The sequence below is a fragment of the Sutcliffiella horikoshii genome (assembly GCF_021991925.1).
Classification (GTDB): Bacteria; Bacillota; Bacilli; order Bacillales; family Bacillaceae_I; genus Sutcliffiella_A; species Sutcliffiella_A horikoshii_F.
In genome coordinates, this window is the sequence record NZ_RXZI01000001.1 from 658,676 (window position 1) to 674,948 (window position 16,273).

A 16,273-nucleotide genomic window follows, 5' to 3' on the forward strand; every position below is an offset into this window, starting at 1 on the left:
GTGAAAAAATATAAAGCAGAAAATATGCAAGAAGCCATGCAGCTGGTTCGTCTAGAACTTGGAGATGAAGCGGTCATCCTAAACTCTAAAGCTGTCAAAACTACTAAATTCTTCGGCCTTCTTTCAAAAAAAAGTGTGGAAGTAATTGCGGCTGTTGATGAGGATGTACCTAAGCCTATTATTAAAAGGAAAAACAACGAATCTCAACTTTCAAAAACGGATCAAGAACCTAAGATTAGCAATCATAGACCCCATTTGACATTGACTCAAGATCAATTGCTGGAGAATATCTTGGATATGAAAAAAATGATGCAAACCATGACAAAGGGACTTCATAGGGACCCGTCTCTTCCGCCTTTATTTTATGAGCTTGAAGAAAGGCTGGCACATAGCGGTATAGGGGTGGCCTATGCGGAAGAAATCATGGAAAATGTCTACAAAAGTTGGTTGAGGCACAAATCGTCTGATGAACGATCGATACTCGAATTGCTTGAACAGGAACTGCTTTTTTCATTAGAGGGAATCACCTTTGAGGAAGAACCATATAAAAAGAAATTTGTTTGTCTGGTCGGTCCGACAGGTGTGGGGAAAACGACAACACTGGCAAAGCTTGCAGCGAGTGCCGCACTGAAGCATGGGAAATCAATCGGCTTCATTACAACAGATACCTACCGGATCGCTGCAATTGAGCAATTGAAAACGTACGCTAATATTTTGGAAGCACCAATTGAGGTTTGTTACTCTGCCGAGGATTTTAAATCGGCTAAAGCTAACCTCTCCCACCTGGATGTCATATTTATTGATACGGCCGGACGAAATTTTTTAAACAAGGCCTATGTTGATGAATTAAAGCAAGTACTAGACTTCCAAGAGGAAATGACTACGTATTTGGTAATGTCACTTACTTCAAAAGTGGAAGATATGAAGAAAATCACGGAGCAATTCTGGAGTGTGGGAATCCATCAATTCATCTTCACAAAAAAAGATGAAACAACTTCATGTGGTGCGATGTACAATCTTTCAAGATCATATAAAAAGGGGACGGCGTTTGTGACAGACGGACAAAATGTGCCGGAGGACCTTATTCCATTTACGAGCGAACATTTGGCAAGTGCTGTTATCGAGGATATCAATAATGAATGATCAGGCAAGGTTGTTAAGAGAACAAGTGATCCAGTCGAGGGAAAGAAAGCCTTCAACAAACAAAAAAGAAGCAAAGGCGATCGCAGTCATGAGTGGAAAAGGAGGGGTGGGGAAATCTAATTTTTCCCTTAACTTCTCTCTGACACTTCAGAAAAAAGGATACAAGGTCCTGCTATTTGATATGGATATCGGCATGGCCAACATTGATATTTTATTGGGCAACACACAAAGATATAGCATCATCCATCTTTTTGAAGCAGGTTTATCCATGAACGATATTATACAAAATGGACCCGAAGGCCTTGCCTATATTGCAGGGGGATCGGGGTTGAAAGACATTTTCCATTTCGATGTACGGAAGCGGAATCATTTTCTTTCCCAACTCCAAGAGCTTTCCTTCCAATATGATTATATTCTTTTTGATATGGGAGCGGGCATTACATCAGAAAGCCTTCAAATGATCTTATCTTGCAATGAAATAATTCTTGTAACATTATGTGAGCCTACTGCGATGACAGATGCCTACTCTGCCCTGAAGTTTATTCACCGCCATAATCAGGATATCCCTTTTCAACTGATCATCAATCGAGCCATGAATACCAAACATGCCAATGATACTGCTGACAGACTTCAGTCCGTTACGCAACAATTTCTGAAAAGGGACCTTTTCCACTTGGGATCTTTACCAGACGACAAATATGTCTCCAAAGCAGTCATGGAACAGACGCCTTTTGTTATCAAATATCCGACATGCCAGGCAAGTAAAGGGCTTGAGGTTATAACGACCCGTTATTTGAATGAAAGCAACTCTTCTGACACCAAGAACACTTACACATTTATGAATAAGCTGCGTGGATTGTTTCGTTAGCTTCTAGGAGAGGAGAACATTTACGATGAAAAAAGTGAAAGTTCTAATAACAGACGATTCCATCTTCATGAGAAAGTTGTTATCGGATCTATTGGATAAACATCCACAGATCGAGGTGGTGGCAACCGCGAAAAACGGAATAGAAGCATTGGAGAAAATCCAGGAATATTCCCCTGATGTCGTTACATTGGATGTAGAGATGCCTAAGATGAACGGTTTGCAGGCTTTGGATAAAATAATGCAAGACCACCCTGTGCCCATTATTATGCTTTCGAGCACCACTGCAGAAGGATCGTTAAACACCATAATTGCCATGGAAAAAGGCGCCGTGGATTTTGTAGCCAAACCTTCTGGCGCAATATCCTTGGACATTCACAAAGTAAAAGAAGAATTGATCGCGAAAATCCTTCTTGCTTCCAAGACAAATGTCGGCGTTTTACATCCTGAACGGAAAAAAGAGCAGAAAGCAATGTCCAAATTGGAGAAACATAGTAAAATAGACCTATTGAGAAGAATGACCAACACCTATCCTTCGTTAGTTTGCATTGGTACATCTACCGGAGGTCCTAGAGCTTTACAAGCAATATTGACAAAGTTGCCCAAGTCATTTCCTGCTCCTGTATTCATTGTGCAGCATATGCCGAAGCATTTTACGAAATCGCTTGCAAGTAGGCTCGACTCCATGAGTGCTATTACTGTTGTGGAAGCCTTACATAATCAAACCGTAGAAGCGGGAACAGCTTACATTGCACCAGGAGATTTCCACATGGAAGTAATAGAACACAGAGGGAAATTGGTCATCCAACTTCTTGATTCCGCTCCACTTAAAGGTCATAGACCTTCTGTTGATGTATTATTTGCATCCATCGGCAAGCTTGCCAACCATCAAAAAGTTGCGGTGATTCTCACTGGGATGGGCAATGATGGAACAGCCGGTCTTATGCAGATGAAGGAAAAGAGTGCGGGGTGTACATTGGCACTAGCAGAATCTGAGGGGACATCCGTTGTGTTCGGAATGCCAAAAGCAGCCATCCGAACAGGTTTTGTAGATGAAGTCCTCGATTTGAACGACGTTGCGCAAAGGATTCAACAATACATATATTCTTAGGGGTGCAAGGTATGGACTTAAATCAATATTTAGATATTTTTTTAGAAGAGAGTAAGGAGCATTTGCAAACGATCAATAATCAGTTATTGGAGTTGGAGAAACAACCGAAAAACACTGAAATTGTTAATGAAATTTTCCGTTCTGCGCACACCCTCAAAGGAATGTCCGCAACAATGGGATATGAAGATCTTGCCAGTTTAACCCATCAAATGGAGAATGTGCTCGATTTGATTCGTAATAGCAAATTGACTGTCACTGCTAATCTATTAGATGTTATTTTTCGCTCTGTTGAGTATCTGGAAGAGATGGTGATTTCCATTTCAGAGGGAGGAGACGGAAGAAAAGATGTGAAGGATGTGGTGGATCTCCTAGTTAAGATTGAAAAAGGAGAAGAGTTCTTGACACTTGATGCATCAGAAGGCAAGGACGGCAATGATCACAATGACCACTCTTATGACTCCTATGAGCTTACGATCATGCAGCAATCAGAAGAACTGGGCTACTTCCCATATGAGATCACAGTAAGTTTGAGGGAGGATTGCCTTCTAAAGGCTGCCAGAGTATTCATGGTGTTTGAAGTGGTGGAAGGAATCGGGGAAGTGATCAAAAGCAACCCTTCCGTGGAAATGTTGGAAGAGGAGAAATTTGACCATAGCTTCCAGATTACGATGGTCGCAAAAGAAGAGGCAAGTAGCATAGAAGCTAAAATCATGAAGGTTTCAGAACTTGATTATGTCAAAGTTATCAAGTTGGATACTAAATCGCTCGCAACGACAGATAAGGAAAGTCAGACTGAAACAGCCATTCAAGAGGCTTTATCGGCCCAGGAGGAAACTGCTTCAGCGGTTGCCCACATAAAGAAGCCTGATGAAAAAAAGGCAACCCCGTCAAAAGGGAATGCATTATCCAACAAAACCATCAGAGTAAGCATTGATCGTCTGGATGGATTGATGAATCTATTTGAAGAACTGGTAATAGACAGAGGTAGGCTAGAGCAGATCTCCAAGGAACTTAATGAATCAGAATTAACTGAAACGGTTGAAAGAATGTCGCGGATTTCCAATGACCTTCAGAATATCATCTTGAACATGCGCATGGTTCCTATTGATACGGTCTTTAACAGATTCCCTAGAATGGTAAGGCAATTAGCAAGGGACTTGGGTAAAAAAGTGGATATCCATATTATAGGCGCGGAAACCGAGCTTGATAGAACGGTGATGGATGAAATTGGGGATCCTTTGGTCCACCTTTTACGTAACGCGATCGACCATGGCATTGAAACTCCGGAAGTACGAAATGCAAATGGTAAGCCTGAGGAAGGGAAAATCACCCTAAAAGCCTACCATAGTGGAAATCATGTTTTTATTGAAATTATCGATAATGGTGCCGGTATTTCGAGAGTGAAGGTACTTAACAAAGCAATAAGTAAAGGGGTCATATCCGAACAGGATGCAGAAAGGCTGAGTGATCAGGAAGTATATCAACTAATTCTGTCGTCCGGTTTCTCCACTGCGGAAGTCATTTCCGACATATCAGGTCGAGGAGTAGGACTTGATGTAGTGAAAAACACGATTGAATCACTTGGAGGAAGAATCACGATCGATTCAGCAGAAGGTAATGGAACGACTTTTTCTATTCAGTTGCCATTAACTCTTTCCATCATCTCGGTATTATTGACAGAGATTGAAAACGAAAAATATGCGATTCCGCTATCTTCCATCATTGAGACAGCCATTATAAAAAAAGAAGAAATCTTGACCGCTCATAATCAAGAAGTGATTGATTTTAGAGGCAAAATTGTACCGGTAATACATTTAGATAAAGTCTTCCAGGTGGAAAAAAATAATAATGAAGATGATCAACCAGAGCTATATTCTCTTGTTTTAGTGAAAAAAGGGGAACGGATTGCAGCGTTGGTAGTAGATTCCTTCATCGGACAGCAGGAAGTGGTCCTAAAGGCATTAGGGCAATATCTCAACTCCACATTTGCGATTAGCGGGGCGACCATCCTAGGTGATGGCCAAGTCGCACTTATTGTAGATTGTAACGCGTTGATTAAATAATCTAAAAGATAGGAGGAAAAAAAGATGCAGGAAACCTTACAGAAGATGAAGCTTATCGTTTTTGAACTAAAGGGAGAGGAATATGCGATCCCTGTACAGCAAGTACGTTCTATTGAAAAGTTGATGCCAATAACGCGTGTACCCAATGTCGCTCCATATATTAAAGGGGTTATTAATCTTAGAGGAGTCATCATTCCCATCATAGATCTGCGTTCCCGCTTTGATCTGGAGATGACTTCCCCTTCAGAATCATCCCGGATCATCATTACCGTTATGGAGGATTTGGAGGTTGGATTTATTGTGGATGCAGCAAATGACGTCGTTGACATAACGGAAGATACAATAGAGCCTGCACCAGATGTTGTCGGCTCTGTGGAGAACAAATATGTAAAAGGTGTTGTGAAAATCGATAAAAGACTTTTTGTATGTCTAGATTTAGATGAAGTCCTCCAACTGGAACAGCTCAAGGGATGAGGCAGGAAGAATGAATAATATAGAGAAACTGAATGAATTGGATCTCCTTAAAGAACTGGGAAACATAGGCGCTGGAAATGCTGCAACCGCCTTGTCCCAGCTAGTGGATAAGGAAATAAATATGAATGTTCCACTCGCGCGAATAGTCTCGTTCAATGAAATGATGGACCTCATGGGAGGCTCCGACAGACCTGTTGCAGCTGTCTTCTTACGAATGGAGGGAGAGTTGTCCGGAAGTCTATTCTTTGTCCTTTCCATTGAAGATGCCACTAAACTCGTCAAGCAACTTATACAAGACAACCAGTTAACCGAGCAGAACCTCCCATCACATGAACTTGGCCTTTCTGCTCTTCAGGAGGTTGGAAATATCATATCCGCCCATTATTTGACCGCGTTATCAGAATGCATTGGGTTGGTGGTGACTCCTTCTGTACCAGAGGTAACCATTGACATGGTGGGGGCTATTGTAGTCACGGGTCTCTTGGAAATATCACAATTCAGTGACCATTCTATTTTCATCGATACAGAATTGACGGAAACGACGGATAATCTGATTCAAAAGACAAAAGGTCATTTTTTCCTTATCCCATATCCAGATTCGTTCGAGAAGATTCTGGCAGCTTTGGGTGAGAAATAATGCAAGAGCTAGCAACTGTCGTTAAAGTAGGTATTGCAGAAATGGGTATTGCCATTGCTCCGCAACTTATACGTACTTCAGGTCTTGGTTCCTGCGTAGGGGTTGTTATTTTTGACGCCATCACTAAAACTGCCGGAATGGTCCATGTGATGCTGCCTGATTCAAGCTTGTCCCGGCTGACAGATATCAATGTGGATAAATATGCAGATACAGGAATCGTACATCTTGTGGAATCACTCCTTTTAAAGGGGTTAAAGCCTTATAGCATGAAGGCCAAGATTGCAGGGGGAGCACAGATGTTTCAGTTCAGTAGCCCAACCAGTGAAATGATGAGGATCGGACCGAGAAATGTGGAAGCGGTGAAAGAGAAATTGGCAGCCTTGCATATTCCGCTTATCAGTGAAGATTGCGGAGGAAACAACGGAAGGACCATAGAGTTTAATCCTGAAAATGGGAAACTGATGATAAAAACAGTAAATAAAGGAGTTCGTTACATCTAATGCTTTCGGTCTTAGGATTAGGCACTTTACGAAAATTTTGTTGCTCTTTGCCTGCAGTATTACATATACGGCTGCAAATTTTAGAGTAAGTACAAGTGAAAAGTCCAATGGCTGACTTTTTACTAGTGAATAGCAACAATCTTTGAGGTAAGAGCCTAGGATTATATTAGGAGGAAAGCCATGACTACTTCAACTTCAACAAATGATTCCACTTACTGGAATCTATGGAAAACAAAAAAAGATCCCGATGCTGGAGATTTTCTTGTAAAGAAATACATGCCTCTTGTCCATTACCATGTGCAGCGGATCTCAACAGGCCTTCCTAAAAGTGTGAAAAGGGAAGAATTGAAAAGCTTGGCTTTCATGGGCTTGTTTGATGCTATTGAAAAATTTGACCCTTCGCGGGACTTGAAGTTTGATACTTACGCTTCATTTAGGATCAGAGGATCTATTATAGATGGATTAAGAAAAGAGGATTGGCTTCCTAGGAGTGTAAGGGAGAAGGCAAAGCGAATTGAGTCCACTTTGGAGAAGCTTGAACAAAGCCTGATGAGGAATGCCACCTTGGAAGAAGTGGCATTGCATCTCGGAATGCCAGAAGAAGAAGTGGCAACTGTGCTGCACGAGGTATTTTACTCCAACATCCTCTCCATGGACGAAATGCCGAAGGAGAACGATGAAGTGTCCCAAGGCACATATGTCCTCAAGGACGAAAAGACCATCTCTCCCGAGGAGGCACTCATCAAGTCCGAAGCCATCCAGCAGCTCATCCGTCATATTGAAAGTTTGACAGAGAATGAGCAAATTGTAATCAGCTTGTTTTATAAAGAGGAACTGACACTTACGGAAATTGGACAAGTACTTGGGCTTACCACATCCCGTATCTCCCAGATACATTCCAAGGCAATCTTTAAATTAAGGAAACAACTAGATCCGGTATGATAAACTGGACACATAGCCGGCTGATCTTAATCATTCAGCCGGCAATAGGATTTTTGAGTGCTTACATACATGGAAATTATGCAGGCAGTAATTTTTATACTATAGGAAAGAGAGCATGAAGGTAAGAACTATCACGGTGTAAACAAAAATACGAACCTACCCATTGTAAAAAGGACTGTGAGAACATGTTAATAATCTTTACCATCGTAAACTTCGCATTAATACTCCTTGCAATTTTTTTTATTATCTTGCTTTACATTAAATTTTCCAACGTACAACAGCTAGAACAGGAATATCGACGTCTTCTTCAGGAAGCTGAAGATACTATAAGCAGTTATGTACTCGAAATGAAAGAAGAGAATACCATTTTCCTGAATAGGCTAAATGAAAATCCCACTGAGAAAACTGACAACACTATGGAAAGATTTGATGAAAAAGAAGACAATCTTTCACCTACGGATGTTAAGGATCTACTTGCACAAGAAAGCCTGGAGATCAACAAAGAACCACAGCTAAAACAGAAGGCTTTTGAAGATTGGGATATAAAAGATCAAGTGCTCTATCTCCATAAAGAGGGAAAAACATCTGAAGAAATTGCCAGAAAGCTTAACAAAGGGAAAACGGAAATAGAATTACTGCTGAAATTTCGACAATGAAATCTATTTAAAACTTGATTGTGAAAAGTGATTGTGATATATTTATTTTCGGTGTTATAAATTCACACGTTTGCCGATCTAAGCATTGGTGCTGATTCGTCAGTTTTGCTTGGAGATGACGTTGACGGAGGAAAAAAAACCATTAGGAGGAATATAACATGTCAGTAATTTCTATGAAGCAACTATTAGAAGCTGGTGTACACTTCGGTCACCAAACTCGTCGCTGGAACCCAAAAATGAAGAGATACATCTTCACTGAGCGTAACGGCATCTACATCATCGACCTTCAAAAGACTGTGAAAAAGGTTGAAGAAGCTTACAACTTCGTTAAAGAACTTGCAGGTAACGGCGGAACAGTATTATTCGTTGGTACTAAAAAGCAAGCTCAAGATTCTGTGAAGGAAGAAGCAGAACGTTCCGGAATGTACTACGTTAACCAACGTTGGTTAGGTGGAACATTAACTAACTTTGAAACAATCCAAAAGCGTATCTCCCGTCTTAAAGCAATTGAAAAAATGCAAGAAGACGGTACTTTCGAAGTACTTCCTAAGAAAGAAGTTGTAATGTTGAAGAAAGAGCTTGAGCGTCTTGAGAAATTCTTGGGCGGTATCAAGGACATGAAAGGTCTTCCTGATGCATTGTTCATCATCGATCCACGCAAAGAGCGTATCGCTGTTGCGGAAGCAAGAAAATTAAACATCCCTATCGTTGGTATCGTTGACACTAACTGTGATCCGGACGAGATCGATGTTGTAATTCCTGCAAACGACGATGCTATTCGCGCGGTTAAACTATTAACTGGTAAAATGGCAGACGCTATCTTAGAAGCTAAACAAGGCGAAGAGACAGCTACAACTACTGCATAATTTGATTTAAGAAAAAAGGTGATAAGAGGGGAAAGCCTTTTATCACTTTTTTTTGGAAAATATGACATTCGTTATAAAATTATTTACATATCCTAAGGAGGAAATGAACAATGGCTGTTACTGCTCAAATGGTAAAAGAATTACGTGAAAAAACTGGCGCTGGCATGATGGATTGCAAAAAAGCGTTAACAGAAACAAACGGTGACATGGAAAAAGCAATCGATTTCTTGCGTGAAAAAGGTATTGCGAAAGCTGCAAAGAAAACAGATCGCATCGCTGCGGAAGGTCTAACTGCTATCGTAACTAAAGGAAACGAAGCTGTTATCCTTGAAGTGAACTCCGAGACTGACTTTGTTGCGAAAAACGAAGGTTTCAAAACGCTTGTAAATGAATTGGGAGAATTCCTTATCTCCAACAAGCCTGAGTCTGTAGAAGCTGCTCTTGAAACAAAAATGGACAACGGTGTTGCAGTTTCTGAGCACATCAACTCTGCAATCGCTAAAATCGGAGAGAAATTGACTCTTCGTCGCTACACAATCGTTACAAAATCTGACGCAGACGCATTCGGTGCATACTTGCACATGGGCGGACGTATCGGTGTATTAACTCTTCTTGAAGGCACTACTGATGAAGCTGCTGCAAAAGACGTTGCTATGCACATCGCTGCGATCAACCCTAAATACATCTCTCGTGACGAAGTTTCTCAAGAAGAAGCAGACCGCGAGCGCAAAGTACTAACTGAACAGGCTTTAAACGAAGGTAAGCCAGAAAACATCGTAGCTAAAATGGTAGAAGGCCGTCTTGGAAAATACTTCGAAGATATCTGCCTACTAGACCAAACTTTCGTTAAGAATCCTGACATGAAAGTACGTCAGTTCGTAGAAAGCAAAGGCGCTACTGTAAAATCCTTCATCCGTTACGAAGTTGGAGAAGGAATCGAAAAACGCCAAGACAACTTTGCTGAAGAAGTAATGAGCCAAGTAAAAAAATAAGAGGAACAACATATATAAGAGGGGAACACAATATGTGTTCCTCTTTTTAGGAAAAATATTTTATACTGATTCTGTTAAAGTGTAAGTATTAGCACTTGAAATATTCTAGCTGGTGATTGGAGCAAAAGGTGGAGACTCCTCGAAAATGCTGCGCATTTTCTTCGTGCGAAGAATCATTGTCGAAGCCTTCCTTGTCCTACGGGGGAGTAGCGACAATGTTGAGTCCCCGCAGGCTTGCCGAGGAGGCTCAAGGTCGCCCCGTGGAAAGTGAAGCCTTTTGCGGAAATCAACAGCGGAGTTTAACAGATTCGCAATCAAACCCTTTTATTAATGGAGGTTAATATGGCTCAAGCTAAATATCAACGTATCGTACTAAAACTAAGCGGTGAAGCACTTGCAGGTGAACAAGGCTTCGGCATTAACCCTACTGTTATCAAATCTGTATCCCAACAAGTAAAAGAACTAACTGAACTAGGTGTAGAAGTAGCTGTTGTCGTAGGCGGCGGAAACATCTGGAGAGGAAAAGTCGGCAGTGAAATGGGTATGGACCGTGCATCAGCAGATTACATGGGCATGCTAGCAACTGTTATGAACTCCTTGGCACTGCAGGATAGTTTAGAAAACTCAGGTGTGCAAACACGCGTTCAAACATCTATTGAAATGCGCCAGGTTGCTGAACCTTACATCAGAAGAAAAGCAATTCGTCACTTAGAGAAAAAACGTGTAGTCATCTTCGCAGCAGGAACAGGAAACCCATACTTCTCCACAGATACTACTGCAGCGTTGCGTGCAGCAGAAATCGAAGCAGATGTTATTTTGATGGCGAAGAACAACGTGGATGGAGTGTATAGTGCAGATCCTACTATTGATGCGACTGCAACGAAGTATGATACTTTATCTTATCTAGATGTTTTACGTGAAGGACTAGCTGTCATGGACTCCACTGCATCTTCCTTATGTATGGACAACGATATACCAATCATCGTTTTCTCCATCATGGAAGAAGGAAATATCAAACGAGTAGTGTTAGGCGAAAATATCGGAACGATTGTGAGGGGGAAATAATTATGGCAACTCAAGTTATTGCTCAAACGAAAGACAGAATGGAAAAAGCGGTACAAGCTTATTCCAGAGAATTAGCGACAATCCGTGCAGGGCGTGCTAGTGCTGCATTATTGGACAAAGTAACAGTCGATTATTATGGTGCTCCGACTCCAGTTAATCAATTGGCTTCTATGAATGTACCCGAAGCAAGACTTCTAGTGGTTCAACCTTATGATAAATCTTCTTTGGGTGATATTGAAAAAGCAATCATCAAAGCAGACCTAGGATTAAATCCTTCCAATGATGGTTCAGTGATCCGTATTTCCATTCCTGCTTTGACTGAAGAAAGACGTAAGGAACTGGTTAAACAGATCAAGAAAATATCCGAAGAAGCGAAAGTGGGTATCCGCAATATCCGTCGTGATGGGAATGATGATCTGAAGAAACTTGAGAAGAATGGTGAGATCACAGAAGACGAATTACGCGGCTATACGGATGACATCCAGAAGCAGACAGATGCGTTTATCGCCAAGGTTGATACCGTTACAAAAGAAAAAGAAAAAGAAATCATGGAAGTATAAGCGATTTACATGTAAAATAGAAAGATGGAAAGACCCTCTAATGTTTACAGGGGGTTTTTTTGTTAATACTGTTACTATAAATGGACTGAAGCCTTCTTGGTACATCTGTTTATTTTTAATGGAGGATTTTTATGCTGAAGAAAATACAAGAGTGGAGAGGCAAAGAAACCTCTAAATCGCTTAGCTTGAAAGAAGAAATCGAGAAACACCCCATTCCAGAACATATAGCCGTTATCATGGACGGAAATGGAAGATGGGCAAAAAAGCGTGCACTACCAAGAGTAGCCGGACATCATGAAGGAATGAAAACAGTAAGGAAAATAACAAAGGCGGCAAATGGCCTAGGTGTAAAAGTTCTCACTATGTATGCTTTCTCTACGGAAAACTGGAAAAGACCCAAGCTTGAGGTGGATTTTCTAATGAAACTGCCAGAAGAATTCTTAGGGACATTTCTACCAGAACTAATGGAGGAAAATGTGCAAGTCAGGCTTATGGGAAACAAATCCGACCTTCCCGAACACACACTGCGTGCGGTTGAAAATGCAATCGAGAAGACAAAGGATAATACTGGACTCATTCTCAACTTTGCATTAAATTATGGGGGGCGTGACGAGATCTTACGTGCCGTCAAAGATGTAGCTGTCGCTATCAAAGATAACGAGCTTACAACTGATCAATTAACAGAAGAGATGTTTTCTGAATATCTTTTCAGCAATTTATTACCAGATCCAGATCTTCTCATACGTACAAGCGGGGAAATACGATTAAGCAACTTCATGCTATGGCAATTGGCATATGCTGAATTTTATTTTACAGACGTACTATGGCCTGATTTTGATGAAAACCACTTATATGAGGCAATTAATAGTTTTCAAATGCGCGGGCGAAGATTTGGTGGTATATAAGAAGGTGTTGGACATACAATGAAACAAAGAATCATTACAGCTGCCATTGCAGCAGCGGTCTTTTTACCAATCGTTATCTATGGGGATTTCCCTTTTGTCATTTTTATCTATATTTTGGCATCTGTAGGTCTTTTTGAAGCAATGAGAATGAAGCAGATGTCTATAGCAAGTGTACCAGGTGTACTTTCCTTGCTACTTTTATGGTTTCTATTGATCCCCTCGGGAATGATATCAGGGTTTGTTTTAACCAAAATGGAATTTTTGCTTCTCATTTTGCTGTTGTTACTTTCCTATACCGTTCTTTCTAAGAATAAATTCACGTTTGATGATGTTGGATTTTTGCTGATTTCAACATTATATGTAGGGTTAGGATTCTACTATTTCATAGAAATCAGGGAACTTGCTCTTGCTTATGTGTTTTTTGCTTTATTCGTAATTTGGACAACCGATTCAGGGGCATATTTCATTGGTAAGTCAATGGGGAAAACAAAATTGTGGCCTGATATCAGTCCAAATAAGACCGTGGAGGGTTCACTTGGTGGGGTAATATGTGCGGTTATTGTGGCAATTGCTTTTCAATTCACCGTCGGATTTGAACATTCCTTGCTCATTACCATCCTGATCGCATGCCTGCTTTCCATTTTTGGACAAATTGGCGATTTGGTAGAGTCTGCTTTAAAAAGGCATTACAAAATTAAGGATTCAGGTTCCATTCTGCCTGGGCACGGTGGTATCTTGGATCGATTCGACAGCCTTCTTTTCGTATTACCACTATTACATTTTATACATATCTTTCTTTTCTGACACATTTGGTAGAAGAAGGTTTTTGTTTGGAGAGGTGAGTGTTGGGTGAGGAAAATCAGTTTATTGGGAGCATCAGGCTCAATAGGGATACAAACAATAGATGTAATCAGACAACATAAGGATCAATTTCAGTTACTGGCTTTCAGTGTGGGTGGAAATATCAAAGTTGCCCAAGAATTAATCATCGAATTTTCTCCTGTAGTCGTATCCGTTCAAACGAAGGAGGACTGTGAAGCGTTGAAACGGCAATTCGCTTCCACACAAACCCGTTTTGTCTATGGAGAAGAAGGGTTGATCGAAGTGGCGACCCTAAAAGAGGCAGATATTTTGGTGAATGCCGTCATGGGAAGCGTTGGACTTGTTCCTACATTGCATGCCATCGAAAGTAAAAAGGTAATCGCCCTTGCCAACAAGGAGACCCTTGTTACAGCAGGCCATATTGTAATGGCAGCTGCGAGGAAGCATCATGTACCAATCTTACCTGTCGATAGTGAACATTCAGCTATTTATCAATGTTTGCAAGGAGAAAAGGAAAAGAATATCGAAAGTCTCATTTTGACTGCGTCAGGTGGAAGCTTTCGCGACCGGACAAGGGAACAATTGAAGGGGGTAACAAGGAAAGATGCCCTGAATCATCCGAACTGGTCCATGGGAGCGAAAATCACGATCGACTCTGCCACTATGATGAATAAGGGGTTGGAGGTAATTGAAGCCCATTGGCTATTTAATATCCCTTATAATGATATTCAAGTGGTACTCCATAGGGAAAGTGTCATCCACTCGATGGTGGAATTTCATGATACAAGTATCATTGCCCAGTTGGGAACACCAGATATGAGGGTGCCCATCCAGTATGCATTGACATATCCAGACAGGTTGCCTCACCCTACAGGGAAAAGGCTGAATTTTATGGAGATGGGAAAATTGCATTTCGAAAAGATGGACTTTGACCGATTCCGCTGTCTAGAATATGCTTTTGAGGCAGGTAAAGCAGGCGGAACCATGACCACTGTATTAAATGCAGCAAATGAAGTTGCGGTTGACGCTTTCCTAAACGGGAAAATCGACTTTTTAACCATAGAAACATTCATTGAAAATGCCATGTCAAAACATTCGCTTCAAATGAATCCAGATTTAGAGACCATTAAAGAAGTAGACTCGGAAACACGGCAATATGTTCGTTCACTAATAGATTAGAGGTGGAAATCTCGTGAATACTGTTATCGCTTTTATCATCATTTTTGGAGTGCTCGTTTTTGTACATGAACTTGGGCATCTTGTATTTGCCAAAAGGGCCGGCATACTTTGTAGGGAATTTGCCATCGGTTTTGGTCCAAAGGTTTTTTCCTTCAAGAAAAATGAAACAGTTTATACGATAAGGCTTCTTCCAATTGGCGGTTTTGTGAGGATGGCCGGGGAAGATCCGGAAACGATTGAAATCAAGCCAGGCTATCACATTGGGCTTTTATTCAATGCCAAAGGGGAAGTCAACAAAGTGGTTGTCAACAACAAAGACAAGCACCCGGATGCAAAGGTCATCGAGGTCGAGCATGCAGACCTTGAAAAGGAACTCGTCATCAGAGGATATGAATTGAATGAAGAAGAACTTTTGAAAGAGTACAAAGTAAGTGAGGAGTCTTACTTTGTCATGGATGGCCAGGAAATCCAGAACGCCCCATATAACAGGCAATTTGGTTCCAAGACATTAGGGCAACGAACGATGGCGATTTTTGCTGGGCCAATGATGAATTTCATTTTGGCATTCTTTATTTTCACGTTCCTTGGCATGGTTCAAGGATATCCGGTCAATGAGTCAGTAATCGGTGAATTGACGCCTGACGGAGCTGCACAGGCAGCTGGACTTCAACAAGGAGATAAAGTTGTGGCAATCGATGACACAGAAGTATCAACCTGGGAAGAAGTGGTGAAAATCATTCAAGTCAATCCAGGTGAGGAACTTCAGTTCATGGTGGAAAGAAACGGCCAATCTGTAAACATACCGATAACACCGAAAGCCGAGACCATTGAAGGAGAAACCCGGGGAATCATCGGGGTCTACATGCCAATGGAGAAATCTTTCTGGGGGTCATTCCCTAAGGCTGCTTCAGAAACCTATAACTGGTCGAAAGAGATTGTGATTGGGTTAGGGAAATTGATTACTGGTCAGTTCTCGTTAGACATGTTATCAGGACCTGTCGGAATCTATAAATCGACTGAAGTGGTGGCCGAATCCGGTGTATTCCTATTGATGAGATGGGCTGCCGTCCTTAGCATCAATCTAGGAATCATCAATCTTCTGCCAATCCCGGCATTAGATGGTGGAAGGCTTATGTTCTTCGCTGCAGAAGCAGTCAGAGGAAAACCGGTTGACCGCCATAAGGAAGGGCTTGTGCACTTTATCGGGTTTGCTTTACTTATGCTATTAATGCTAGTTGTAACATGGAATGACATTCAGAAATTCTTCCTGTAAAATAGAAACATAAGCACATGGACTTGCATCATGAAATGTGGTGCAAGTTTTCTTTTTTAACACCCTATTGACTTCCGTTCCAGGTAATCGCTTTCCGCGGGACGATGCTTGAGCCTCCTCACTTCGTTGCGGGGTCTCAACCAACCGTTATTCCCCGCAGGAGTCTCTTACCTTGCACTTCAGTCAACAGGGGAAATTCGCAAATTACATAATTACAATA

At 41.3% G+C, this 16,273-nt stretch carries 17 protein-coding genes; all 17 read left to right on the top strand.

The features are described from left to right. The 17 genes from flhF to rseP all read left to right on the top strand — a co-directional run bounded on the left by flhF (position 1) and on the right by rseP (position 16,053). Positions 1–1,143: a flagellar biosynthesis protein FlhF gene (gene flhF / locus EKQ44_RS03220; protein WP_237662080.1), complete on the top strand. Its 1,143-nt coding sequence runs from the start codon at positions 1–3 to the stop codon at positions 1,141–1,143. After that, positions 1,136–2,011 carry a MinD/ParA family protein gene (locus tag EKQ44_RS03225; RefSeq protein WP_237662081.1) on the top strand — a complete coding sequence of 292 codons (876 nt, stop codon included), beginning with the start codon at positions 1,136–1,138 and terminating at the stop codon, positions 2,009–2,011. Before flhF ends, EKQ44_RS03225 begins: the two co-directional genes overlap by 8 nt. 25 nt (positions 2,012–2,036) lie before the next feature. Further along, positions 2,037–3,119: a protein-glutamate methylesterase/protein-glutamine glutaminase gene (locus EKQ44_RS03230; RefSeq protein WP_237662082.1), complete on the top strand. Its 1,083-nt coding sequence runs from the start codon at positions 2,037–2,039 to the stop codon at positions 3,117–3,119. An 11-nt stretch (positions 3,120–3,130) separates the two neighbouring features. Further along, positions 3,131–5,182 carry a chemotaxis protein CheA gene (locus EKQ44_RS03235; protein ID WP_237662083.1) on the top strand — a complete coding sequence of 684 codons (2,052 nt, stop codon included), beginning with the start codon at positions 3,131–3,133 and terminating at the stop codon, positions 5,180–5,182. 24 nt (positions 5,183–5,206) lie between these two features. Then, on the top strand, positions 5,207–5,656 hold the full coding sequence (locus EKQ44_RS03240) for a chemotaxis protein CheW (RefSeq protein ID WP_237662084.1): 450 nt from the start codon (positions 5,207–5,209) through the stop codon (positions 5,654–5,656). Positions 5,657–5,666: 10 nt separating this feature from the next. After that, positions 5,667–6,293 carry a chemotaxis protein CheC gene (locus EKQ44_RS03245; protein WP_237662086.1) on the top strand — a complete coding sequence of 209 codons (627 nt, stop codon included), beginning with the start codon at positions 5,667–5,669 and terminating at the stop codon, positions 6,291–6,293. Beyond that, the gene (locus EKQ44_RS03250; RefSeq protein WP_237662087.1) at positions 6,293–6,793 is read left to right on the top strand and encodes a chemotaxis protein CheD; all 501 of its coding nucleotides are present in this window, start codon (positions 6,293–6,295) and stop codon (positions 6,791–6,793) included. The genes EKQ44_RS03245 and EKQ44_RS03250 overlap by 1 nt, the downstream gene beginning before the upstream one ends. 180 nt (positions 6,794–6,973) lie before the next feature. Further along, a complete protein-coding gene (locus tag EKQ44_RS03255) occupies positions 6,974–7,735 on the top strand; it encodes a FliA/WhiG family RNA polymerase sigma factor (protein WP_237662089.1) in 762 nt (253 codons plus the stop codon). A gap of 185 nt (positions 7,736–7,920) precedes the next feature. Further along, positions 7,921–8,391 (top strand): DUF6115 domain-containing protein, encoded by a 471-nt coding sequence (locus EKQ44_RS03260; protein ID WP_237662091.1) that lies wholly within the window; start codon positions 7,921–7,923, stop codon positions 8,389–8,391. Positions 8,392–8,549: 158 nt separating this feature from the next. Next, positions 8,550–9,257 (top strand): 30S ribosomal protein S2, encoded by a 708-nt coding sequence (gene rpsB / locus EKQ44_RS03265; RefSeq protein WP_060665922.1) that lies wholly within the window; start codon positions 8,550–8,552, stop codon positions 9,255–9,257. Between the two features lie 110 nt (positions 9,258–9,367). Continuing rightward, a complete protein-coding gene (gene tsf, locus EKQ44_RS03270; RefSeq protein ID WP_237662092.1) occupies positions 9,368–10,249 on the top strand; it encodes a translation elongation factor Ts in 882 nt (293 codons plus the stop codon). A gap of 342 nt (positions 10,250–10,591) precedes the next feature. After that, positions 10,592–11,314 carry a UMP kinase gene (gene pyrH, locus EKQ44_RS03275; protein WP_169292319.1) on the top strand — a complete coding sequence of 241 codons (723 nt, stop codon included), beginning with the start codon at positions 10,592–10,594 and terminating at the stop codon, positions 11,312–11,314. Between the two features lie 2 nt (positions 11,315–11,316). After that, positions 11,317–11,874, top strand: a complete 558-nt coding sequence (gene frr / locus EKQ44_RS03280) for a ribosome recycling factor (protein ID WP_237662094.1) — start codon at positions 11,317–11,319, stop codon at positions 11,872–11,874. 131 nt (positions 11,875–12,005) lie between these two features. Beyond that, a complete protein-coding gene (locus EKQ44_RS03285; protein WP_237662096.1) occupies positions 12,006–12,779 on the top strand; it encodes an isoprenyl transferase in 774 nt (257 codons plus the stop codon). 18 nt (positions 12,780–12,797) lie between these two features. Beyond that, complete coding sequence (locus EKQ44_RS03290) at positions 12,798–13,583, top strand: phosphatidate cytidylyltransferase (RefSeq protein WP_237662097.1); 786 nt, start codon at positions 12,798–12,800, stop codon at positions 13,581–13,583. Between the two features lie 45 nt (positions 13,584–13,628). After that, the gene (dxr, locus tag EKQ44_RS03295; protein WP_237662098.1) at positions 13,629–14,780 is read left to right on the top strand and encodes a 1-deoxy-D-xylulose-5-phosphate reductoisomerase; all 1,152 of its coding nucleotides are present in this window, start codon (positions 13,629–13,631) and stop codon (positions 14,778–14,780) included. Between the two features lie 13 nt (positions 14,781–14,793). Beyond that, on the top strand, positions 14,794–16,053 hold the full coding sequence (gene rseP / locus EKQ44_RS03300; RefSeq protein ID WP_237662100.1) for an RIP metalloprotease RseP: 1,260 nt from the start codon (positions 14,794–14,796) through the stop codon (positions 16,051–16,053). The last annotated feature ends 220 nt before the right edge of the window (positions 16,054–16,273 follow it).

Excerpts from the sequence above, each read along its gene's own strand:
- EKQ44_RS03225 (WP_237662081.1), top strand. The coding sequence starts at position 1,136 with ATGAATGATCAGGCAAGGTTGTTAAGAGAACAAGTGATCCAGTCGAGG.
- EKQ44_RS03230 (WP_237662082.1), top strand. The coding sequence starts at position 2,037 with ATGAAAAAAGTGAAAGTTCTAATAACAGACGATTCCATCTTCATGAGA.
- EKQ44_RS03235 (WP_237662083.1), top strand. The coding sequence starts at position 3,131 with ATGGACTTAAATCAATATTTAGATATTTTTTTAGAAGAGAGTAAGGAG.
- EKQ44_RS03240 (WP_237662084.1), top strand. The coding sequence starts at position 5,207 with ATGCAGGAAACCTTACAGAAGATGAAGCTTATCGTTTTTGAACTAAAG.
- EKQ44_RS03245 (WP_237662086.1), top strand. The coding sequence starts at position 5,667 with ATGAATAATATAGAGAAACTGAATGAATTGGATCTCCTTAAAGAACTG.
- EKQ44_RS03250 (WP_237662087.1), top strand. The coding sequence starts at position 6,293 with ATGCAAGAGCTAGCAACTGTCGTTAAAGTAGGTATTGCAGAAATGGGT.
- EKQ44_RS03255 (WP_237662089.1), top strand. The coding sequence starts at position 6,974 with ATGACTACTTCAACTTCAACAAATGATTCCACTTACTGGAATCTATGG.
- EKQ44_RS03260 (WP_237662091.1), top strand. The coding sequence starts at position 7,921 with ATGTTAATAATCTTTACCATCGTAAACTTCGCATTAATACTCCTTGCA.
- rpsB (WP_060665922.1), top strand. The coding sequence starts at position 8,550 with ATGTCAGTAATTTCTATGAAGCAACTATTAGAAGCTGGTGTACACTTC.
- tsf (WP_237662092.1), top strand. The coding sequence starts at position 9,368 with ATGGCTGTTACTGCTCAAATGGTAAAAGAATTACGTGAAAAAACTGGC.
- pyrH (WP_169292319.1), top strand. The coding sequence starts at position 10,592 with ATGGCTCAAGCTAAATATCAACGTATCGTACTAAAACTAAGCGGTGAA.
- frr (WP_237662094.1), top strand. The coding sequence starts at position 11,317 with ATGGCAACTCAAGTTATTGCTCAAACGAAAGACAGAATGGAAAAAGCG.
- EKQ44_RS03285 (WP_237662096.1), top strand. The coding sequence starts at position 12,006 with ATGCTGAAGAAAATACAAGAGTGGAGAGGCAAAGAAACCTCTAAATCG.
- EKQ44_RS03290 (WP_237662097.1), top strand. The coding sequence starts at position 12,798 with ATGAAACAAAGAATCATTACAGCTGCCATTGCAGCAGCGGTCTTTTTA.